13 protein-coding genes are annotated in these 24328 nt (G+C 46.0%); 2 read left to right on the top strand and 11 right to left on the bottom strand.

Features of this window, described 5'->3' with window-relative positions; translation table 11 throughout:
- Positions 1-18 precede the first annotated feature (18 nt).
- From U0033_RS23775 to U0033_RS33525, 10 genes are all read right to left on the bottom strand, one after another.
- A complete protein-coding gene (locus U0033_RS23775; RefSeq protein ID WP_072364114.1) occupies positions 19-546 on the bottom strand; it encodes a glucosaminidase domain-containing protein in 528 nt (175 codons plus the stop codon).
- Between the two features lie 291 nt (positions 547-837).
- Positions 838-2583 (bottom strand): aspartate--tRNA ligase, encoded by a 1746-nt coding sequence (gene aspS / locus U0033_RS23770; RefSeq protein WP_072364043.1) that lies wholly within the window; start codon positions 2581-2583, stop codon positions 838-840.
- Positions 2584-2678: 95 nt separating this feature from the next.
- Positions 2679-3740, bottom strand: coding sequence for an NAD(P)/FAD-dependent oxidoreductase (locus tag U0033_RS23765; protein ID WP_072364044.1), 1062 nt, complete (start codon positions 3738-3740; stop codon positions 2679-2681).
- Positions 3741-3803: 63 nt separating this feature from the next.
- A complete protein-coding gene (locus U0033_RS23760; RefSeq protein ID WP_072364045.1) occupies positions 3804-6140 on the bottom strand; it encodes an ABC transporter permease in 2337 nt (778 codons plus the stop codon).
- Between the two features lie 339 nt (positions 6141-6479).
- Entirely contained in the window at positions 6480-12584 is a 6105-nt protein-coding gene (locus U0033_RS23755; protein WP_177318684.1) for an alpha-2-macroglobulin family protein, read from the bottom strand.
- 436 nt (positions 12585-13020) lie between these two features.
- Positions 13021-13902: a succinate--CoA ligase subunit alpha gene (gene sucD / locus U0033_RS23750; protein ID WP_072364048.1), complete on the bottom strand. Its 882-nt coding sequence runs from the start codon at positions 13900-13902 to the stop codon at positions 13021-13023.
- Positions 13903-14161: 259 nt separating this feature from the next.
- Positions 14162-14965: an ABC transporter ATP-binding protein gene (locus tag U0033_RS23745; RefSeq protein ID WP_072364049.1), complete on the bottom strand. Its 804-nt coding sequence runs from the start codon at positions 14963-14965 to the stop codon at positions 14162-14164.
- Positions 14966-14975: 10 nt separating this feature from the next.
- Positions 14976-15725 carry an MlaE family ABC transporter permease gene (locus tag U0033_RS23740; protein ID WP_072364050.1) on the bottom strand — a complete coding sequence of 250 codons (750 nt, stop codon included), beginning with the start codon at positions 15723-15725 and terminating at the stop codon, positions 14976-14978.
- Between the two features lie 177 nt (positions 15726-15902).
- Complete coding sequence (locus U0033_RS23735; protein WP_072364051.1) at positions 15903-16934, bottom strand: hypothetical protein; 1032 nt, start codon at positions 16932-16934, stop codon at positions 15903-15905.
- A gap of 57 nt (positions 16935-16991) precedes the next feature.
- Entirely contained in the window at positions 16992-19268 is a 2277-nt protein-coding gene (locus U0033_RS33525; protein WP_072364052.1) for an NADP-dependent malic enzyme, read from the bottom strand.
- 533 nt (positions 19269-19801) lie between these two features.
- On the opposite strand from U0033_RS33525, the gene U0033_RS23725 reads away from it, so the two are divergent.
- The gene (locus U0033_RS23725; protein WP_072364053.1) at positions 19802-20245 is read left to right on the top strand and encodes a DUF4293 domain-containing protein; all 444 of its coding nucleotides are present in this window, start codon (positions 19802-19804) and stop codon (positions 20243-20245) included.
- Positions 20246-20403: 158 nt separating this feature from the next.
- Here the strand turns inward: U0033_RS23725 and uvrA are convergent, their stop codons facing one another.
- On the bottom strand, positions 20404-23220 hold the full coding sequence (gene uvrA / locus U0033_RS23720) for an excinuclease ABC subunit UvrA (RefSeq protein WP_072364054.1): 2817 nt from the start codon (positions 23218-23220) through the stop codon (positions 20404-20406).
- A gap of 386 nt (positions 23221-23606) precedes the next feature.
- Here uvrA and U0033_RS23715 point away from each other — a divergent pair, with 386 nt between their 5' ends.
- Entirely contained in the window at positions 23607-24179 is a 573-nt protein-coding gene (locus tag U0033_RS23715; protein WP_083571742.1) for a sigma-70 family RNA polymerase sigma factor, read from the top strand.
- Positions 24180-24328 lie beyond the last annotated feature (149 nt).

The following is a 24328-nucleotide window of genomic DNA, read 5'->3' as shown; positions in this document are numbered from 1 at the left end:
CGTCTTTTTTTAAAAAATTTATTTCTTTGAATAAGCCATTTGCTCATCCAGTTTATACAACTTATACCGACTGATCATGCCCGCTACCCTTTTCTCCCAAACCTGCCCGGCAGCAGAATACCCGCTGTCGTTCATGTGCTTTAACCAGTCTTTGTATTTCGGATCACCCTTCATTAAAGGATAATACTTCTTCTTCTGTACCATCTTTGCGAAATACCTGAAAGATGCATCATCTGATTCAAACTCCCGGTACCGCGACCGATAGGTTCCCCCTTTCTTCTTATGAAGCTTATTCTTACCCACAATACCAAAATGGTTGTGAAGCAAGCGGGCATTCTTGCTGGTTCCCATACCTGATTCCAGCATTGCAATCCCTAAAATAATACTCGCAGGGATACCGGTCTCGTTCATAATTGCAATCGCCGTTTCCTTGTATTTTGTTACATAACGGACCTTGCTTTGGGAATACGCACTGTTGCCAAACAGTAAGATCGTGCATAGCACCGCACAAAACCAACGGCTGCTGAACATCTTGTTCAATGTCATGGCAGTAATTTTTCTTGTACTGAATAATGTATGTTTTATCAATCTCATCCTTATCAGGCGCCAGAAACATTCCTTCTTACCGGCAATATAGTTTAAAAGTTTTTACAATGTGATACTTATATATTAAAATCTTGCAGGAATGAGGGGCTATATTCACATAAGTCTTTGGGATTCAGTAAATATTGTGCCGCCGTTTAATTTGCCGAAATCCCCCTTGAAACCGCATTTCTCACAGTATCAAGGGGGATTTCAGTGTCTTAATGCATGCTGCCATTGGCAAATACCATGCCATTACTTTAAGGCTATCTGCAGCTCGTCCAGTTGTTTCTGGTCGATTGCAGCCGGGGCATCCAGCATAACATCGCGTCCGGAGTTGTTTTTCGGGAAGGCGATAAAGTCGCGAATGCTCTCACTACCACCCAGTAACGCACAAAGCCTGTCAAAGCCCCATGCCATACCACCGTGTGGAGGCGCGCCATATTCGAAGGCTCCCAGCAGGAAGCCAAACTTGTGATTATATTCTTCTTCGTCCATACCCAGCGCAGCAAACATCTTTTCCTGCAGGTCCCGCTGGAAGATACGGATGGAACCACCACCTACTTCTGTACCGTTCAGTACGATGTCGTAAGCATTGGCTTTGATATCAGCATATTTGGATAAATCGTTCATCCAGCTGATCTGTTCTGGTTTTGGAGAGGTAAACGGATGGTGTTTGGCTACCCAGCGCTTATCTTCCTCGTCGTATTCAAACAGTGGGAAGTCTACTACCCACAGCGGCGCATATACATCTTTATTACGCAGGCCCAGGCGCTCACCCATTTCCAGGCGGAGTTCGCTCATTGCCTTGCGGGTACGCTCTTCTTTGCCAGCCAGCACCAGAATCAGGTCGCCCGGTTGTGCACCGGTTTTCTCTGCCCAGCCTTTCAGCTTGCTTTCATCGAAGAACTTATCCACGGAACTCTTGATAGAACCATCTGCACCATAACGGGCATAGATCAACCCGGTCATTCCGATTTGTGGACGTTTCACCCACTCTGTCAGCTCATCCAGCTGCTTACGGGTATATTCAGCACAGCCCTTTGCACAGATCGCTACTGCCAGTTCAGCTTCATCAAATACCTTGAAGCCATTACCCTTTACAGTATCGTTCATGTTCACCAGTTTCATGTCGAAACGGATGTCCGGCTTATCATTACCATAGAATTCCATCGCATAATCGTAGGTCATACGCGGGAATGCCTCTTTAATTTCAATACCCTTGATCTCTTTGAAGATGTATTTCAGCATCTCCTCAAAATTGTTCAGGATATCCTCCTGGTCTACGAAGCTCATTTCGCAGTCGATCTGGGTGAATTCCGGCTGACGGTCAGCACGAAGATCCTCATCCCTGAAGCACTTTACGATCTGGTAATACTTGTCATAGCCACTCACCATCAGCAATTGCTTGAAGGTTTGCGGAGACTGTGGCAAAGCATAGAACTCATTAGGGTTCATACGGCTTGGTACCACGAAGTCGCGGGCGCCTTCTGGCGTAGACTTGATCAGGAAAGGCGTTTCAATATCCATGAAACCCTTGCTGTCCAGGAAGTTACGTACAACCCTATTAACCCGGTAACGCAGTTCAAGGTTCTGACGAACGATATTTCTGCGCAGATCGAGGTAGCGATATTTCATACGCAGCTCATCACCACCATCGGTATCATCCTGGATGGTGAAAGGAGGAGTTTGCGCCTTGTTGAGTATGGTAAATTTATCTACAGTGATTTCAACATCACCGGTAGGAATGTTTTTATTCTTATTAGAACGCTCAGTGACAGTACCTTCTACCTGGATGACGAACTCACGGCCCAGGGGTTGTGCGTCCAGTATTGGATTGAGGGCTTCCCCAAACAACAATTGCGTGATACCATAACGGTCACGCAGATCCACGAAAGTAATGCTTCCGAATTTCCGGACTGTCTGTACCCAACCGGCCAGGGTTACGGGTGTGCCTATGTTCTCCAGTCGTAACTCTCCACAGGTGTGCGTTCTGTACATATACTATGCCTTATGTGTTGCTCTTAAATATCTTTTCAGCCCACCCGGCTGTTTCCCGGGTAGGTCGGCAAAGATAACGTTTGCCGCCAGCATTTTTAATCTTTGTACCTGTTAAAAAACCGTTTTATATCGGTATCCGCCGCCAGTGGTGCATTCCGCAGCAAATGAGCTGTCATTTGAGCCGCCATGGCAGGTGCCAGGCTGGAACCTTTGGTTCCCAGTCCGTTAAATAAGCCAAGAGAGGGCATTTCAGGATGCATACCCAGCATAGGACGACGATCTGTGCCACTTGGCCGTATTGCCGCCTGGTGATCCAGCACCTCGTAAGGTACCTTTAATAACTGCCGGAGCCCACTCTCCAGGAAAATCCGCTTTTCAGCAGTTGGGTTTTCATTCGGGTAATCCCAGGCAAAAGTAGCACCTACCCAGTAGATGTCGTTTTGACCCGGTACTGGTACCATTGATATACTTCTCTTTACAATATCCTCTGTCTCAAAACCCGGTACCCGCACTGTCAGCACCTCACCCTTGTTCAGGAGGAAGGGGATTGCATTGAACCAGGGGTTCAGCGGTGTCTGGGCACCATCACAGAAAATCATGGCCTTTGCCTGGATGTCTCCATAAGTGACACCATTCGCTTTGGCCTGGAGCTGAGAAGGCTGGTAACGCTCTTCCAGCAAAGAATTATGTTTTTTCAGGTATTCTCTCCAGATTGGCAGCAATTGCTGCAGCAATACGGTTCCCCCCTTTATAATGGCAGCACCAAAAGGTTGATCCAGCCATTTATCATAACGGGCCACATCAGCGCTTGATGGAAGGCGCATATAATCCAGCCCTGTCGTTCTGTCAAAGAATGCCGCTCTCAACTGCTCTGACGGCAATACCGTCCACAGATCCCGCTCTTTATATACAGGTAAACCCAGCAAACCTTCCATTTCACGATAGGTACGCAAGGCTACCGGATAGATCTCATCATACAACCATGCCACCGTAAAACGTCTGCCCGATACCGGGTTCACCACACCTGCTGCCACGCGGGAAGAACTGTTTTCCTTGTATTCGTCTATAACGAGTACAGAAGCTCCAGCCTGCATCAGGCTGTAACTAAGCATCGTACCAGCGATGCCCTGACCGACTACCAGATAATCTACATTCATTTGATATGCAAAATAATGCGAAAATCGCTAGCCATGGATGATAATGGTCAATGGAATAAATGACTATTCTGCTCTTAAACTCTTTACAGGGTCCATTAGCGCAGCTCTGATTGATTGAAAACTAATCGTAAATAAAGAGATAATCATAGCCATGCCACCTGCCAGCACAAAGACCCACCAGTGTATATCCACCCTGTAAGTATACTGCTGCAACCATGTAGACATTGCATACCATGCCAGCGGAAATGCCAGCACTACCGCTATTCCCACCAGTTTCAAAAAGTCTTTGGATAATAATGTGGTGATGCCTGCTGTACTCGCCCCCAATACCTTGCGGATGCCCACTTCGCGGGTACGACGCTCCGCCATATAAGTAGCCAGGCCAAATAGTCCCAGGCAGGAAATCAATATTGCAATCACAGCAAATACAGTCGCTAAGCGGTTGATCAGTGTCTCACTCGTAAAGAGCTCGTTGAACTGATTTTCCATCACGATATAATCAAATGGATAAGCAGGGTTATCTTTTTCCATCACTGCACCCACCTTTGCCAATGCCTTTTCCGGCGCTACATCTACCTTCAAACGCATATACAGGATATTGGCAGCAGTAGGTATACAGAAGAATACAACCGGGTCAGGAGAACCATACATATCACCATACAGGTAATCTTTCACCACCCCTACTATCGGAAACGGACGTTCCACTGCTTTACCATTCACCTCCCAGGGCACGATCATGCTCTTACCAATTACACTCCCCTGCCCTAACAGTTTTGCAGTTGATTCTGTGATGATCACATTCACACTATCACCCGCCCGGAAATCCCGCCCTTCCTTAAACTGCATCTTCATCGTAGACAGGTACTCCGCACTCACCGAACGTACAGAGATCAACACCTTCTGCGTCGGGGATTTTCCTTCCCAGCCTATATCGTCTGTATTGTTACCCCCATAAATGGTAGCATGATCTGCCATCGCCACAGCCTCTACCACACCCGTATTCAACAGATCCTGTTTGATCACCGGGAAACTTTGTACGACCTCTTTCGTGATATTCATACCCACGACATTTCTTTTATCAAAACCCATATCACGTCCTTTCACATGACTGACCTGCTGATAAATGATAATAGTTGAAATGATCAACACAATAGATACGGTGAATTGCAATATTACCAGGCCTTTCCGGATCCATGCCGCACTGCCTGTAGCACGTTTATTCCCTTTTAATACTGATACAGGATTGAATGAAGACAGGTATAATGCAGGATAACTACCCGCCACCAGGCCACAGATCAGGACGATGCCCAACAAGGCCGCTACATGCGCAGGGGCCAGTATATTGATCGATAATTCTTTTTCTAAGATCAGGTTACAATAGGGCAATAATGTCCAGATCATCACCAGAGCCAGCACGCATGCTATAGCAGTTGTAATAATCGCCTCGCCCATGAATCGTAGTATCAGTCCGCGTTTGGAAGCGCCCATTACTTTGCGTACCCCCACTTCTCTCGCACGTTTTTCACTGGCAGCAGTAGCCAGGTTCATGAAATTGATACAGGCAATAAAGAGTATGATCCAGGCAATCAGGGTGAACATTCTTACATACTGAATTCTACCGCCTGATGGTTTACCATTATCAAAATCACTATACAAACGCCACTTAGTCATAGGATGCAGAAACGCATGATTCACCGCTGTTGGTAAATGCTGCTGCACAAAGTTATAAAGCTGCTTATTGACGGCATCCAGGTTTGCATTGGGTGCCAGCTCCACTACCGTGGTCAGGGAATTGGAACCCCAGTTGCTATAGAAAGCATTTGATTTTTCGACCACTTCGAATGGTGCGATCCACTCAGGTCTGATGGTTACATTCGATGGCCAGTCTTTGATCACACCACTCACTACATACGCATCCTTATTATCCATTTTCAGTGACTTCCCGACAACGTTCTTTTCCTCACCAAACACCTTCTTCGCCAACTTCTCCGTGATCACAATAGAATGCAATTCATTAAAAGTACCACCGGCTACGAAGGGAATAGTGAGCATGTTAAAGACCGAAGGATCTGCATACCTGCCGGCAACATACACTGACTTATCCCCATAAGAGATCAATGGAGGTGCCCATCCTTCCGTCATACGGAATGTATTGGCCACGCCCGGGATATCCGCTTTCATAGCAGGTGCCAGTGCGCCGGATGACGACCAGAACGTTTGTATATACTTATCATAATCCCACTTGCCTAACACCGCATACAGCCTGTCTTTCTTCTGGTTCACACTATCAAACTGAACTTCATCTTCTACCCACAAAAAGATCACGCCGGCACAGATGATACCGATCGCTAATCCGAAGATGTTGAGAATGCTGTACTTTTTAAGAAAACGCTTGATCATAACCTTTTGAATGGTGGTACAATGCTGTAACCGGTACAGGACCTGAACCAGGGCCTGCAGGTGCAATCCACGCTATACCGGGAGCTGTACCTTTGTAATAAATTTTCAATGGATGTCCGCCAGAAACAGGACCAGGATAATACAAATTGTTTGTTTCATGAACCGGAAATAACTGGTGTGGACTAAAAAAGTGCCACTTTGTGACAAAATTGATTTTCAATAGTTTAAACAAGCCGGCTATTTCAAAATTGTCCGGTTTTGATACATGTGATGTTCACTAACGAAAAACGGCTGTCTTTACTTGCGTAAAGACAGCCGCCCGGAAAAAATTTATGTTTTCTACTCTGTTACTTTTACTCTTATCCCTTCACTATGCGCGCTGAACTCCGGTGCATACATACACTGGGCAGTGCTGATACCATTACTGAAGTTACCATTGTGTGTTACGAACATACTGTATTCAAACACATAGGTACCTTTCGGTAAACGGCTGAAGAAGAAATTAGTAGATGCATCTTTCGTGCTCTGGTAATAACTTACGCCATTCTGCCAGCCACTCTGGCTAATAACATCAGTAGGCTCAAAGCAGGCTGCACGCATATCTTTCAGGTGTACGTATTCCATATCACGGTCTACCTTCATCACGATACGGGCTTTTACCTTATCACCTACTTTCAGTTGATTACCATCCTGGATCGCTGTCAGTACAGGGCCCTTGTCATTTGTCTTTTCAATGAAGAGCTCTTTCTGCAGGGTCATTGGTGTAGCTGCTGAAGTAATTTTATCCAGCTGCTCAAAGTACTGCCAGTATACAGCTCCCCATGAAGGCTGACCATTACTGCCATCTACTTTCACCTCTATTTTACCCATTGCAGGTTGTACTTCCTCCTTGTTGAACTGCTTCTTGAAATAACCGGTACCTGCCTCTTTCTTCTCTTCCTTCACAGTGGCTTTACCTAACTGTATGGTAATATCAGGATTTGCAGACAGCCAGTTGCTACCTCCCAAGAGCATTGCATAACAAGCATCGGCAGTGGCTTTTGTCGTATGCCAGTTATTGGTTTGTTTATTCTTCAGCAACCATGTTTTCATATCGGCTACCGCTACTGAATCATGCGCTACTTTTTCAAATGCTTCGATGAGCATGGCCTGTGTTTCAATCGGCGCCTGGTACCACCAGTAGCCGGCTGTTACACTCTTCCAGTACATCCCCATTTCCTGGTTGTTAGTGGCGTTTTCTTTCAATGAACGGATGATCTCCTGGTCATTTAATACGATCGCCAGCATGGCCTGTGTATAGGTGTTTTGTTTCAACCAGTACTTTTTAGCCTGCGCCAGATAGAACTGATAAGACTCTTTGTACTTATCGTCCAGCGGTTTCTTCAGCAGCGTACGCATGTACAGGTAGTGAGATTCAATGTAACCGATATGCTGTGCATTCATATCAGCTTTATTACGTTTCAGCTCATGGTACCAGGTGTCCATTTTCTTATCTACGTATGCCAGGCCTTTATTCACAATCTCATCAGCAGTTGCATTGTTTGCAGCACCTACTTGTTGTAAACGACCTACACCAGCCAGGATATACTGGGTGATGAACTGATCTTCCCACATACTGCGGAACCATGGGAAAGCACCATTCGGTAATTGTTGCTGACGCAGTTTTTCTATTGCTTTCTGCTGTTCCGCACTCATCTTGTTCAGATCGAAAAGCAGGGCAATATTGCGTTTCTGTTCTTCTTCATTTTTAGCAGCTAATACCCATGGTGTTTCTTCCAGTAATACCGTTTTCAGTTCTTCATTCTTCTGCAGGTTGCTCAGCAAGGCAGCAGTATCCGCTGTCTTCCATTTTTCAAACATCGCCTTTACACCCGGTAACTTATCTACGATGTGCGTAGCAAGTGTATTGGCATAATAACGGTTGAATAACTGTTCGGAACACTCATATGGGAACTCCATGAGGTAAGGCAATGCCTGTACTGCATACCAGGTAGGATTACCTGTGTATTCAACAGTCAGCGCATGTTGCTGTAAGGTTTCGGAAGCACCGCTTTTCACTAATTTTTCGAAAGTGAATGCTTTCTTACCATCACCACGCATGGTGAGTGGCAGTGTTTCTGTCACCAGCATAGAATTGGTCAATACCGGTACGGCATTTTCTTCACCATCGCTGAACTGACCTGCGGTAGCAATAACACGGTACAGCAGGCTGCTACCGTATTTATATGGGATCTCCAGGGGGAAGCTCACTGCGGTGCTTTGTCCTTTCGCTACTGTGAAGTGCTGCGCAGGGTATACATTCTGGAACCAGCCATCTACAGGTTTCATAGTCGCCGCATCCAGGAGTTCAAGATGAGCGCTGCCTGTCAATGCGCTGTCAGAAAGGTTACTGATTTTTGCAGAGAAGATGATCTTATCGCCTTCTCTCATAAAGCGGGGCGCATTGGGTTGCACCATCAGTGGTTTCTGTGTCATTACACTGCTTTCGCCATAACCAAATGCAGCATCTTTTGTATGCGCAAGGCTCATAAAGCGCCAGCGGGTAAGTGCTTCAGGAACGGTGAAGCTAAAGGTGATGTTTCCCTTATCATCTGTATGCAGATCAGGGAAGAAGAAAGCAGTTTCGTTGAAGTTGGTACGTGGCGCTACTTTTTCCTGGGGCTTTTCAGCTCCGGAACCACCAGCCGGTTCAGCAGGGGCCAGCAAACCAGAAGCTTTTTCTAATTTCATGTCCTCCTTCTTCGCTCTCATTTCTAACTGGGGTACAGCCCCATCCGCCATGGCCATTGCAGCAACTGGCGCCGGCGCAGGCATACCACCTTTAACAGGTTTTGCCATCGACATTCTTACTCCCGGTGCTCTTTCATATAAAACACGTGCAAAACGCCCCATTCCAAAACCAGTCAACTTCACTGGTTGCACGCCATTACCTTCTCCAAAGTTGATGACTGTTACACCATAATCAAGTGCATTAAACCAGTTCAATGCATCATAAGAAACTGTATTCTCCTCATAAGATGATTTGTCTAAAATAAAGGTGTACACTTCCGCCGCTACCTGCTTGAAATTCCCCTGTCCTTCCCAGCTTTCCCGCCTTGAATAATTCGGATAGAGATCAGGCACCGTCCACTGATTTGCCTTGAATGCATCCAGCGATGCATCGTACATAGCAGCCAGTAGTTCCGCTCCCACCTTATCGCGTTTCTCACCCTTGATCTGTACACGCCATTCTTCTTTAGCACCAGGCAGGATCTTGTCGCGATGTGACTGGATGCTTACTTCCAGCTCCTTATTACTCCATGGAACAGTGATCGTTCTCTCTTCTGTATAAACACGGTTCTCTTTTACAAAAGCGTATTGTACAATTACATTTCCCCTGTCGCTTTCCTGCACATCATATTTCCTGTCAGTCACACCATTACCGAATGCAAATACACTATTTGATGCAGGATGCTGGTTTGATCCAGTCGTTTCAATCACATTCAGATCAGCGGCAGAAGATCCCAGCAGGAAATGAGCCGTCTCACCGGGTTTCAGTGTTTTTGAATTAGAATAAGACCAGCTGTAAACAGGATAAGACACATTCTTCGCATTCGCATCCACCAGCTCAACAATCTTCTTCTGTACTACCTTCTCACCGAATTTATCTGTCGTACTTACCTCCAGTTCATACCATCCGGCAGCAAGGGATTTAGCATCTAAAGCTACTTGTGTGGATACCGTTGTTTTGACTTGTTTATTGACAATTGCATTTCCTCTTTTCCATGTATTCTCATCATCTTCATCACTATAAATATCATGCGGGAATGATTTTTCATATTCCTCACGAGAAAGGATAAACTGGTCTGGTGCATCCCAGAAGCGTTCACGCAGTAAGCGACCCGGGTGTTGCAATGGTTTCAGGACCACAGTTACGTCTGCTGGTTCAAATACACCATTCAGATTCTCTGTAGTAATCTCTACTTTTTTCAGGTCATCAATCAATACACGATCATTCAATCCAATCGTAATTTCCATGGCCTGGTAACCGACACTTACACTTTGATTACCTGAACGGGTTTCACCATTCACGTCAGTAATGTCCGCCTCGATAGAATAGGTAAAGACTGGCTTTTGTGAAGCAGCAATACCCAGATCAGGCAATGCCGGGAAGTTTACGGTGAAACTGCCATCAGCCGCAGTTTCAGTAGTACCTGTGGCGATCTGACGTGGAGGGCTATAGGAAGGAACTTTCCTGGACCACCACCAGTAAGGGAAACGGGCCTGTCTCATGACACGGTAAGTTACCTTTGCACCATCGATATTGCTACCGGCATAAGCGAGTGCTTTACCGCGAACAGTAATGGTATCATTCAACCGATAACTACCTTTCAGCGTATCGAAATCAACATAGAATTTAGGCCGTTTGTATTCTTCCACACTGAAGGACACACTGCCTCCATTATTACTTTCATCAATCCGGAATACGCCATTCAACTGGTTTTCCGGCAGTCTGAATTTACCTGAATAAGAACCATATTCATTGGTGGTCATTTCCATTGAATCCACTTTCTGACCGTTATGATCTATCAGGCTTACGTTTACCTTATAGTTAGCCAATACATTTTTGTCTGACTCAACCTTGCCGAGGCCTACTACAATACCTTTGAAGTATACAAGCTGACCGGGGCGGTAAATGCCCCTGTCCGTAAAGAGGAAGGATTGATGATCAGGTGTAGCTGAAGTGTTATGGTAATAATCGTAACTGTACAGGTAATTTTCATCATCTGGTGCCAGGGTATCAGCATTCAATATCAGTTCATACCTGGTTGTATTATACTGGGGTTCGCTCTTCAGCTCAACACTGCCATCCTTTTGAGAGAGCGTAGTCTGGGTTATTTTATACTTACCATTGCTCTGCATGGTATACACGTTGAATTTCACACCCTGCAGTGGGCTACCTGTTTTCCTGTGCAATACATACAGTTCCTTTCCAACTCCCCTGGTAGCAGCAGTACGGGCAATGTAACTTAAATCAGATACATGCATGAACTGTAGTGCAATGATATTTTCTTCTTTTGTAAAAGTGCTGTTGGTGCTGGCGACTAACATATACAAGCCGGTAGGCAGGGCATCTACTTTCGCTTCTGCAGCGTGCTCACGGTAGTCGTCTGTACCCGGTAAAGCCAGTTCCCAGGTACGGTCGGCTTTCTTACCCAGGATCATGTTCCAGTATTTCTTATTCCGCTCTTCGTAGCCCTCATTTGATGCCAGCTGCGCCTTCAACCTGGTGCGGAAGGCTTCATCAATTTTAGCGACGCGGAAATAGAGTTTATTTACATTTTTATAGTTGATCAGTGCACGGAAAGGTTCATCGGGCAGGTTCACCTGTTCAGTGGTTACCTGCATAGATTTAGTCTTTATAGACTGTAACAGGGCCTTGCAGGAGTTAGCACCACCTGAAGCAGGCGCTTGTTTGATAGCCTGCTCACAGAGGGCTACCGCTTTTTTCATAGCGGCAGCGGGTGTCAGGTCTCCATTGTTTTCCTTACCGTCTCCTATTTGTTTATAATGTATGGCCAGCAGGTACATCAGCTGAGTGGCATCTTTTTCGCCGGCATAAGTTTGCTGCATCTGTTCCAGCTGTTTGATGTACAGCACCTGTTTGTCAGGCATAACAGCTACATTGTTCATGTACTGAATACGGTCCAGGTCTACATCCAGCAGGGCTGCCCTGCTATCCTGTGCATGGAAGCGGAGCAGGTCCTGGATCAGCAGCAGTGCCCTGTACTGATAAGAACTGGTATCGGCTGTTGCAAATTTGTGTGCTGCAAAAGTAGCAGCAGGTGCAAAAGCAGCAGGGTCCAGCAGTTCGAATTGTTTGGCTGCCTGCCTGTAATTGTACTCACCTGATTTGAAATAGTCTAATGCCCGGTGTGCCAGCAGGTCGTACAAGGTAGGGCGCAGATTTTCGGTATGCTCGCCTTTAGTGATGATCACCTCATAATCTTTGACATTCACTTTTTTGAGCAGTTCAGCATCTGCCAGGGAAGAGACATAGGCGGCAGCAATTTCTTTATTGAGCCGGTCTGAGGTCCAGGTGCTGACATCTGCAGAAGTATCTCCTTCAATAGCAGTACGGCTATAGAGCTGGCTCCTGTTATTTTCCAGGTAATGATAGAGCAATTCCGCCCGCATGCTTTGCAGGATGGCGCGGACTGCCGGGGTAAACACAACATTTTGTTCATCGACCACCTTGAGGTTATCGTCGGTAGCTGGATTCTCGTTTTTTGAGTTTACGTACTTAATGCGGAAGATCAGCGTTTTCAGGAGCTGGCCTTCATTTTTCTGTTGCAGTGCATTCCTGTAGATTACATTGACTTCTTCCAGGGCTGATTTGGGGAGGCCTTTGTTATCTAAGTCCTGGACTTTCTTCCAGTGATTGTCATAGTTAAACTGAGCCATGGTACTTGTTGTACTAATAAAAAATAGAATAAAAAAAGCTACGATCAAGCGCATATTTGGATAGCATTTATATGAAAAACTGGTGTATTGCTGGTTTTTACTCACTATTAAACTCCTTTGCTGGTAGATATGTTACTCCTGTTGAAAGAAAATGTAATATGAGTTAGGACCAGGTTTCCGTCACAAACAGGTCGTATTACAGTTTGAGGTATTCAATCCTACAAAAGAAGTTCCATCACTATAGGCACTTTGAGTGCAGCTCATTGGCCGTAGGATTATTCAGGATAGCGATCAAACTACAACACTCCCCAAAATAGGATGCAATTGGGGTTTCCGATTCCATAAGTGAAGGTAAAGAATATAGGTTAGCGCAAAAAAAATCCTCCCGCTGGCATAAGCCCGACAGGAGGATAATTATTATACAGTTAGTTTATTATTAAGCTTTTGCACCTTTCAGTACAGCTGCCATTGTTTTACCAATGTCAGCAGGGCTAGCAACAACGTGGATACCACATTCTGCCATGATCTTCATCTTAGCAGCAGCAGTATCGTCAGCACCACCGATGATAGCACCAGCGTGACCCATACGACGGCCCGGAGGCGCTGTCTGGCCAGCGATGAAACCAACTACTGGTTTAGTACCGTTTTCTTTGATCCATTTTGCAGCTTCAGCTTCCATGCTACCACCGATTTCACCAATCATGATGATACCAACAGTTTCAGGATCGTTCATCAGCAGTTCAACCGCTTCTTTGGTTGGAGTACCAATGATTGGGTCGCCACCGATACCGATAGCTGTAGATACGCCCAGACCAGCTTTAACTACCTGGTCAGCAGCTTCATATGTCAGGGTACCGGATTTGGATACGATACCGATGTTACCTTTCTTGAAGATAAAACCTGGCATGATGCCTACTTTAGCTTCCTCAGCAGTGATTACACCAGGGCAGTTAGGACCAACCAGGCGGGAAGAACGACCTGCCAGGAAGTTTTTCGCACGGATCATATCCTGAACAGGAATACCTTCGGTAATACAAACTATCAGTTCTATACCTGCTTCAGCAGCTTCCATGATGGCATCTGCAGCGAAGCCTGGTGGTACAAAAATGATGGATACATTAGCGCCGGTTGCTTTTACGGCAGCTTCTACCGTATTGAAAACCGGACGATCCAGGTGCTTGGTGCCGCCTTTACCCGGCGTAACGCCGCCTACTACCTGCGTGCCATACTCTATCATCTGTGTGGCATGGAATGTGCCTTCTGTACCGGTGAAACCCTGTACAATCACTTTGCTGTTCTTATTAACTAAAACACTCATCGCGCTTGGTTTATGTGTTTGTAATGTTATTCGCAAAAATAACCCCCTAATCCCAGATTCCCAATCAATAATTTACTGATTGTGGTCCTGTTCACGTTTTTTTAATGTCCGTCGTCAGGTTTTGAGTGGTTTTTTCTCAGGAACGCCCAAAAAGGCAGGCCTGGCAGGGAGCATTTTGTGCCAGCGGCCACTACCCGGATCCTTTCTTTGTGCTAATCCTTTCCTGGTTTTAGCACAAGACAGGGGTTACTTCCAGCCCCTAATTTTTCTTCAGCTTGTTCCGCCAATCCTTCTCCCGGAAGATCTCCATCTGCCTCATTTCCTTTGCATCACGCAAAAAGTCTGACGCAAAAATGAAGTCATTCAACTTCTCATCCTTACTGAAAATGATATCCTCATTGCTTCCTTCCCACTGCTTTTTACCCTGGTACATGTACACAATATGATCCCCACTCTCCATCACCGTATTCATATCGTGTGTATTGATGACCGTGGTCATATTGAACTCATGCGTGATTTCCTTAATCAGCTTATCGATCAGCAAAGAAGTTTGCGGATCCAGGCCAGAGTTTGGCTCATCACAGAATAAGTACCTGGGATTCAAAACGATAGCACGGGCAATACCTACCCGCTTCTTCATACCTCCACTGATCTCTGCCGGAAACTTCTTAGCAGCATCTTTTAGCTGTACCCTTTCCAGGCATTCCATTACACGGGTTTTCTTTTCTTTTAAAGAGCCTTTAGAAAACATATCGAGCGGGAACATTACGTTCTGCTCTACCGTCATACTATCGAATAGTGCAGATCCCTGGAAAAGCATCCCGATCTGGCGGCGGATATGCTTACGCTCCAGCTCCGGCATACTAGTGAAATCCTGTCCATCGTACAGAACCTTGCCACCGTCTATTTCCATGAGGCCTACCATGCACTTCATCATCACCGTCTTACCACTACCACTGGAGCCGATGATCAGGTTCACCTTGCCCGTTTCCATTACAGCCGACACGTCTGGCAGGATGATCTTTTCCCCGAAGCCTTTCTTTATATTAACTAATTCGATCATGTAGTCAGTATTATTTTTGCAACAGTAATGCTGCCAGAATGTAGTCCATGAATAATATCAATACACAGGTCACCACCACGGCACGGGTACTTGCCTTACCAATTTCGAGCGCGCCCCCCTGTACATAGTAACCATAATAGGAAGGTACACTGGATATTATGAACGCGAATACGAATGATTTGAACAGTGAGAAGAAGATGTTATAGGATTTCCACTCCTGTCTTAAACCCTGCCAATACTCGTCAGCAGAAAGAATACCACCCATTTCACCGGCTTTGAGACCACCCCAGATACCGAGGAAACCTGCGATACAAATCAGGCATGGGATCATGATCAATGAAGCCATGATTTTTGGTGCAATCAGGTAACCACGGGTATTGATCCCCATGATCTCCTGAGCATCAATCTGTTCGGATACACGCATGTTACCCAGCTCAGATGCGATCTTGGAACCAACTACACCTGCCAGTACGATACAGGTCAGTGTAGGGGCAAATTCAAGGATGATAGTATCACGTACTACCTGGGCAATTGTTGCTTTGGGGATGATAGGGCTTACCAGCTGATAAGCAATCTGTACGGTGGTTACAGCTCCCATGAACAGGGAGATGATGAATACAATACCGAGTGAACCGATACCAATATCCACACACTGCCGCATGAACTCTTTCCAATACATCTTCATGTTTTCCGGGCGGGAAAACATTCCTTTTAGCATAAGCAGGTAGCTTCCGAAATGATGAAAGAATCTAAATTCCATAACGGGCCAAAGATAATGTATCCATTTAAATAAAAATTAAATCATTAAACCATTCATAATGTGTTTCCCCCTTTGGCAGAAGCCCTTTTGTCAGGGGATCTTATGGCCTGCGGCCGGCTAAGAAAACCGTTTCGTTCAACGAACTTTTACCTACAGCCGGCTAGAAATGCCGTTCTATTATTTCAGACTTTTTACCAACAATCTCTTTAAGCTCCTTTCAATAATCTCCCCCATCGTCTTGCACCTTGCAAACACCGGGTCATCATAATACTGCGCCAGCTCCACTCCCAACTGCGTGATCTTCTCCGGAAACGACACCTTGTCCGTCATGATCACATCCCGCAGATCCTTGATCCTGTGCCTGTGCGCCTTGATGCGCCTTGCTATCAGCGATCGCTCCTCCTGCTGATATTGCTTCACCACTTCTGCATTCAAATGCTTTATAGCCAGGTCTACAAATATTTTGTTCTCCTTAAAAAACTGCGGCATGTACAATGTCCGCTTCCCCTCATAAAACTGCTGGTCAAAATCAATCGCCCTGATCCTGAACTGTACATCATCAAAATCAGGTGTAATATCAAAGACAAAATTGTACGATCGCATATCACCCAGCAATCGCACAAAACACCGCTCATTGAATTTCACAAACTCCTTGGCTATACGTTTTGGGTTAAACTCCGGCCGTTGCAAATACTGAGCTATAAACTGATCACCCGGCACACCCGCAATATGCTCCTCCACCAGCGTATTCCCATCGATGATGTAACTCATCCAGTAAGGAGACAAAATGTGTTCCAGCTCCAGGCCATAAATGCGGGAAGCATCGGCCGTTTTGATATAAAAATAATCGTAAACTTCGTTGTAAGTATTGACAATCCTGATCCGGAAAGGATGTGAGTTCCCAAATGTGCAATAGTCAATCCGCTCTACCTGCAAATGCTCTTCGGCAGCCTGGTCGCCACCCGCTTTGAGAATAGAATAGATCCTTTTTAATCCCGCCTTCAGCGGGCCATACATACTATCAGGGTAAAATACAGATTCCCAGAGGGTGTCATTCCCGTCCTTATCGTACACAGGAATGGTGGAATCGTAATAGCGGAGCTCCTCGTAAGCTATCGGCAACCGGATCTCCCGCTCATACAGTTTGAGGTACCTGCGAAATGCAGGGTTCAGTGGAAAGAAGGTCTTTTTCCGGGAGATGTGCTGCATGCTTTTTTTCTATAAAGATACTGATCTCTGCCCGTGGACAGAGACCAGTAAATCATATTATTTGCAGCATTTGTGCTGTGCTTCTACTACAGCGATATTTACCATGTTCACTATCTGCCTTACGGTACTACCCAGTTGCAGAATGTGTACCGGTTTCTTGATCCCCAGCAGGATAGGCCCGATTGCATCAAAGCCAGCTACTTCCTGCAACAGGTTGTACGCTACGTTGCCCGCAGTGAGGTTCGGGAAGATCAGGGTATTTACCTCCTGGTCTATCAGCTCACTGAAAGGATAATTATCCTTCAGGATCTCTTTATTAAATGCCATCGCCGCCTGAATTTCCCCATCTACGATCAGTGATGGTTCTCTCATTTTCACGATCTCCCTTGCCCTGGCTACCAGCTGCGCCTCAGGGGTCGGACTGGAACCAAAATTGGAATAAGATACCATGGCAATGCGCGGCGTGATGTTGAATTGTTTCACTTCTTCAGCTACCAGCAGCGTAATTTCGGCCAGTTCTTCGGCAGTCGGGTTAAAGTTCACCGTAGTATCTGCCAGGAACAGCGGACCACGTTTGGTGTTGATGATGTACATACCTGCCACACGCTTTGCATTGGGTGCGGTACCGATTACATGCAATGCCGGGCGGATCGTGTCAGGATAATTACGTGTCAGGCCAGAAATCAAAGCATCTGCTTCTCCGGTTTCAACCAGCATACAACCAAAGTAGTTACGCTCACGCATTACCTTCTTCGCTTCGTACAGGTTAAACCCTTTGCGCTGGCGCTTTTTGAAGAACAACTCTCCAAACTGGTGACGTTTTTCAGTCATCTCATCGCTCTTCGGATCGATGATCACTGTATCTTCCAGTTCAATGCCATTTTCTGCAGCAAGGTTCCTGATTCTTTGTTCATTACCCAGCAGGATCGGATAAGCAATACCTTCGTCTCTTACTACCTGGGATGCCTTCAGTACCTTCAGGTTATCTGCTTCCGCAAATACCACCTTACGCGGATCCTGGCGGGCTTTGGTACCAATCACGCGGAAGAGCTGGTTGTCCAGTCCAAGGCGTTTGTTCAGTACATTCGTATACTCTTCCCAGTTAGTAACCGGTTGCTGTGCAACGCCACTTTCTATGGCCGCTTTTGCCACTGCCGGTGCTACATGACTGAGCAGGCGTGGATCCAGTGGTTTTGGAATAATATAGCGGGGGCCGAAATAAATATTCTTTTCGTTGTACGCCAGGTTCACAATATCTGGTACCGGTTCTTTGGCCAGTTCTGCCAATGCTTTCACCGCAGCGAGTTTCATCTCTTCATTGATCTGTGTAGCACGTACATCCAGCGCACCACGGAATATGTATGGAAAACCCAGTACATTGTTCACCTGGTTAGGATGATCGGAACGACCTGTAGCCATGATCACATCAGGCCGTGAAGCAATTGCCACATCGTAAGCGATTTCCGGATCAGGATTCGCCATCGCAAATACGACCGGGTTGGCAGCCATAGACTGGATCATAGCCGGTGTTACCACATTGCCTACAGATAAACCCACAAATACATCGGCACCAACCAGGGCTTCTGCAAGTGTGCTTACTTTGGTACTGGTGGCAAACTGGCTATGCAGTTCTGACAGACCTGCACGGGTGGTATTGATCACACCATCTTTATCGAACATTACGATATTCTCTTTCTTTGCGCCCAGCGCTACGTACAATTTTACGCAGGCCATTGCCGCTGCACCGGCACCATTGAATACGATCCTCACTTTCGTGATATCCTTCTTCACCAGGTCTATTGCATTCAGCAGGGCAGCACTGGAAATGATCGCTGTACCATGCTGGTCATCGTGCATGATAGGGATTTTCAGTTCCTTTTTCAGGCGATCTTCAATTTCAAAACACTCCGGGCTTTTAATGTCCTCCAGGTTGATACCACCAAAAGTAGGTTCCATTGCCTTCACCACATTCACGAACTCATCTACATTCTTAGTATTCAGTTCAATATCAAACACATCAATATCTGCAAAGATCTTGAACAATACCGCCTTTCCTTCCATCACCGGTTTACCCGCTTCAGGACCAATATCGCCCAGACCAAGTACGGCAGTACCATTACTGATCACCGCTACCAGGTTGCCTTTGGCAGTGTATTTATAAACATTTTCTACGTCTTTGTGAATTTCTTTACAAGGCTCCGCTACTCCGGGAGAGTAAGCAAGTGAAAGATCCCATTGTGTTTTGGTGTTTTTAGTAGGTATTACTTCGATTTTTCCAGGCCGGCCTAAAGCATGATAGTCTAAAGCATCCTGCTTGTTCTGTTTTCTTGCCATAATTCAATAAGAGATTGTTCTTGGGCATGCAATATACAAAGTATTGCAGGAAAGGATGCTGTAAGGTGCCAGTATTATATGTACGGGAGACACTTTTAACACACCTATTATACCAGGCGGTATATTATCACCTTGAAAATACCCCTCTCTGCAAACCCTTACCCGGATTAGCTTTCAGCGGGCAATCTCAGCTATCGCTTATCCATAGGTCATCTTCAGAGATATCCCGCAGATATCCCGCCAATAACCCGCCTATAAGCCGCCTATAAACCGCATCTTTAAAGAGGCGGGATATCTACGGGTTATTGACGGGTTATAATCGGCTCAGCTGTATAATTGAGGTATTTTTAAGCTGCTTCGTATAAAGCTCCGGGCGGACTAAAAAGTAAAATGAAGGCGCTGAGGATTGCGTAAAAGCCAATTCGTCTCCATCTCCCCCGGGAAGGGGGTACCCTTTTTAGTCCGCCCGGGATTCAAAAGGCACAAATGAAATATTTACTTATTTTTACCGTGTATTAATTTGCCTGAATAACATGATACAACGCATTCAAAGTCTTTACCTTCTGTTAGCTGCCGGAGCTGCTGTAGGAACCTGGTTTCTGGATATTTTTAAAGTGACCCTGAGTAATGATCAGGTACCTAAGTATTTCAATGCCCAGTCTAATTTTATGGTCTTTGTAGTCTACATGCTGATTGTAGCGCTTTCCCTGTTCTGTATTTTCCTGTTCAAAAACCGGAAACTCCAATTCAGGCTGACGGTGTTGGATATTTTTCTGGCAATAGCTGCGATCGCTTTGCAGTATTTAAAAGTGCAGGATTTTGCGAATGCATTTGAAAGTACAGGCAAGACGATTGCCGCTTCTACTTACCTGCCGGGTGCATTCCTGCCCGTGCTTATCCTGATCTTTTTGATCATGGCGGCAAGAGGGGTGTATAAGGATGAAAAACTGATTAAGTCTCTCGATAGATTGAGATAAAGACATTTATGAAAGAGGGAATTCGCCGGGAGGTATGAAAACCATTTTCAGATAAGACATTTATGAAAGCGGGAATTCACCAAGGGGTATGAAAACTATCTTCAGATAAAAAAGGCGGTCCGGATGGACCGCCTTTTTCAATGCGTATGATTGATTACTTACAGGTATTGCCCTGTGTAACTTTCCTTCACTTTTTTGAGCCCATCGGGCAGCCCTGCATACAGCAATTGTCCGCCACCGGCCCCCCCTTCAGGCCCCAGGTCTATTACCCAGTCAGCACTTTTGATCACGTCTGTATTGTGTTCTATTACGAGTACGGAATGCCCCTGATCGATCAGTGCATTGAAGGAGCCCAACAGCTTTTTAATATCATGGAAGTGCAAACCTGTGGTTGGCTCATCGAAGATAAAGAGGATGTGGCCCTGTGCCTTGCCCTTACCCAGGAAGGAAGCCAGCTTTACACGCTGTGCCTCGCCACCACTCAGGGTATCGCTGCTCTGCCCCAGTTTTACATAACCTAAACCTACATCGCTGAGCGGGCGGATTTTATTCACTACATCCTTCTCATCTTTGAAGAATTCCAGCGCCTCATCTACCCCCATTTCCAGTACATCGTAAATGTTTTTACCCTTGTAGTTTACTTCCAGTACTTCTTCCTTAAACTTACGGCCACCGCAGCTTTCGCATTGCAGGTGCACATCCGCCAGGAACTGCATTTCCACCACTACTTCACCTTCGCCTTTACAGGCATCACAACGGCCCCCATCCACGTTGAAAGAGAAGTGCTTTGGCTGGAAACCGCGCATCTTGCTCAGTGGCTGACGGCTGAAAAGATCACGGATCTCATCGTATGCTTTGATATAAGTAACGGGGTTGGAACGGGATGACTTACCAATCGGGTTCTGGTCAACCATTTCTATCTGGGTAATGTCGTCCAGCGCGCCTTTCAGTGCACGGTGTTGTCCTACTTTTTCTGCAAATTCACCTTTCAGTTTCATGAGGGCCGGGTACAGGATCTGCTTTACCAGGGTCGTTTTACCGGACCCACTTACACCACTTACCACACACAGTACTTCCAGCGGGAAATCGACATCGATGTTCTTCAGGTTATTTTGCTTACACCCTTCCAGCGTGATGGACTTCTTCCATTTGCGGATCCGGGCAGGGGGATCTATTGTAAACTGGCCGCTCAGGTATTTCCCGGTCAGGCTTTTGGAATCTTTCAGGATGCTTGGATAGTCACCGGCAAAGATCACTTCTCCACCCAGGTGACTGGCCAGCGGCCCCATATCGATGATATAGTCAGCCTCTTCCATCATCTGTTCATCGTGTTCTACCACGACTACGGTATTACCCAGGTCGCGCAGTTCCTTGAGTACACCGATCAGGCGATGGGTATCACGGGCATGCAGACCGATGCTGGGTTCATCCAGGATGTACATAGAGTTCGTGAGGTTACTACCCAGGGAGCGGGTCAGCTGTATACGCTGGCTTTCGCCACCACTGAGGGTATTGGCCACGCGGTTCAGGGTGAGATAACCAAGCCCTACGTCCAGCAGGGTTTTAACACGGTGATGAATTTCCAGCAGGATCCGTTTACCCACCTGTTGGTCGTATTCATTGAGTTGTAACTGTTCGAACCAGCCGTACAGGTTCTCAACCGGCATTTCTACCAGTTGGGCGATATTGAAACCATTTATTTTGATGTACAGCGCTTCCTTACGGAGCCGGCCACCGCCACATTCAGGGCAGGTAGTACGGCCACGGTAGCGGGATTGCAATACACGGTATTGTACTTTATAGAGATTCTGCTCTACCATTTTGAAGAACTCATTGAGCCCATAGAAATGCTCATTGCCTGTCCAGAGCAGGTTGTATTGATCTTCAGTCAGGTCTGTGACAGGCTTATGAATGGGGAAGTTGAACTTGCGGGAAGCTTTGATCAGGGCTTCTTTATATTCACCCATCTTTTCACCTCTCCAGGGAGCGATGGCCCCTTCGTATACACTCAGGCGCTTGTCGGGAATCACCAGGTCTGCATCGATGCCTAATGTCTGACCAAAGCCTTCGCAGACAGGGCAGGCACCATATGGATTATTGAAGGAGAAGAGATTGGGAACCGGCTCTTCGAATTGCAGTCCATCCAGTTCAAAACGGTTGGAGAAGTGTTGGATATCCTTTCCATCGGTTTCTACGAGACAGTCGCCTTCGCTTTCATAAAAGGCGGTTTGCACAGAGTCTGCAATGCGGTGCAGGTCGTCTTCTTCAAAGTCTTTAGCCACCAGGCGGTCTATGAGCAGGTAGGTTTCTTTGGGCAGGTTGGGCTTCTTTTCTTCCAGCAGTTCTTCGATACGGAGCAGTTTGCCACCGTCCTTATCCTTACTATAGAGGCGTGAAAAGCCTTTCTGCATCAGGATCTGCAATTCTTCTTTCACCTCTCTTTTAGCATGGCGGCGAAAGGTAACCAGGATCTGGATCTTGGTACCGGCAGGAAGGTTTTTAATATAATCAGTGACATCACTTACTTCGTGCTTCTTTACCAATTCACCCGAAATAGGTGAATAAGTTTTGCCGATGCGGGCGAAGAGCAAACGGAGATAATCATAGAGTTCTGTCATGGAGCCAACGGTAGAGCGTGGGGTACGGGTGATGACCTTTTGTTCTATGGCGATGGCAGGGCAGATACCTTTTATATAGTCAACGTCCGGTTTGTTCATACGCATGAGGAACTGGCGGGCGTATGCAGAGAGGCTTTCTGCGTAGCGACGCTGACCTTCGGCATAGAGTGTGTCCATGGTCAGGGAGGATTTGCCTGAGCCGGATACACCGGTAACGACTACTAGTTTGTTGCGGGGAATGCCTACACTAACGTTCTTAAGGTTGTGAACCCTGGCTCCTTTTATATATATCTGATCCTGCGTGTTAATAGGTGCATCGTCAGCGATAATTTCCGGTTTCTTTGATTTTGTAGCCATATTCCAGCGTTTGTTATTTTGCCAAAAATTTTAGCATTACGAAGGTAAGGGATTTGGAACAAATGATAATCTCCAGCTTGTTATGGCATGTATCAATTGCATTTTATTTCTCTCAAATGGCAGGGTTGACTAAATACTTTTTTTTCATCATTGATTGTCAATATTAAATTTGGAGAACATGAGAAATCACTGAACTCAGGGGGTTGTTTTATTCAACTTTAACATTATATTTGCATAGAACCAGAATCGTGGACATCGAACAGATTCTTCATCACACTTAAAACTTCCTATTATAGCATAAACTCTACACTATTTTACCTACAACAGACTTGAATTAAGTCGGTTTCTTTATTATAAACCCGCTATTGTAGACGTTTATGCAAATAATGTACAAACTCAGCGACGAGCAATTGATTACCCTTTTCAAAAAGGGGCATGCCTCTGCATTGGAAGAACTGGTGCAAAGACATAAAGATAAGCTCTATACCTCTATCGTATTATTAGTCAAGGATTCATTCCTGGCTGAAGACATTTTTCAAGACACCTTTATTAAGATCATCGATACTATCCGGGCAGAACGCTATACAGAGAAGGGTAAATTCCTTCCCTGGGCAATGCGTATCGCACATAACCTGTGTGTCGATTATTTCCGTAAGATCAAGCGTACGCCGATCATCAAAACCAGCGATGACAAGGACATTTTCAATGTGCTGAGCTTTAGTGAAAGCAGTGCGGAGGAGAAGCTGATCACGCGTCAGAGCCATGACCGTGTACGTCGTATGCTTGACATGTTGCCGGAAGAGCAGCGGGAGGTAATCATTCTGCGCCATTACGCGGATCTTAGCTTTAAAGAGATTGCTGATCTCACCCAGGTGAGTATCAATACAGCATTGGGTCGTATGCGTTATGGCCTGATCAATCTCCGGAAGATGATGACGGAGAAGCAAATTTGTTTGTAATCCTTTCTTGCTTGCCATACAACGGGCGACCGGTTTTTATGATCGATCGCCCGTTATTTTACAATGGTGGCGGCGTATAAAGCAAACTTTTAGGGTAAAATAAAACCCTGTGAAAACCTAAGGAGCTATCGCAGTTCAATTGACTGCGG

The sequence above is a fragment of the Chitinophaga sancti genome, from assembly GCF_034424315.1.
GTDB classification, from domain to species: Bacteria; Bacteroidota; Bacteroidia; order Chitinophagales; family Chitinophagaceae; genus Chitinophaga; species Chitinophaga sancti.
The sequence above is the reverse complement of the archived record's forward strand: the minus strand, read 5'-3'. Positions and strand labels throughout refer to the sequence as shown.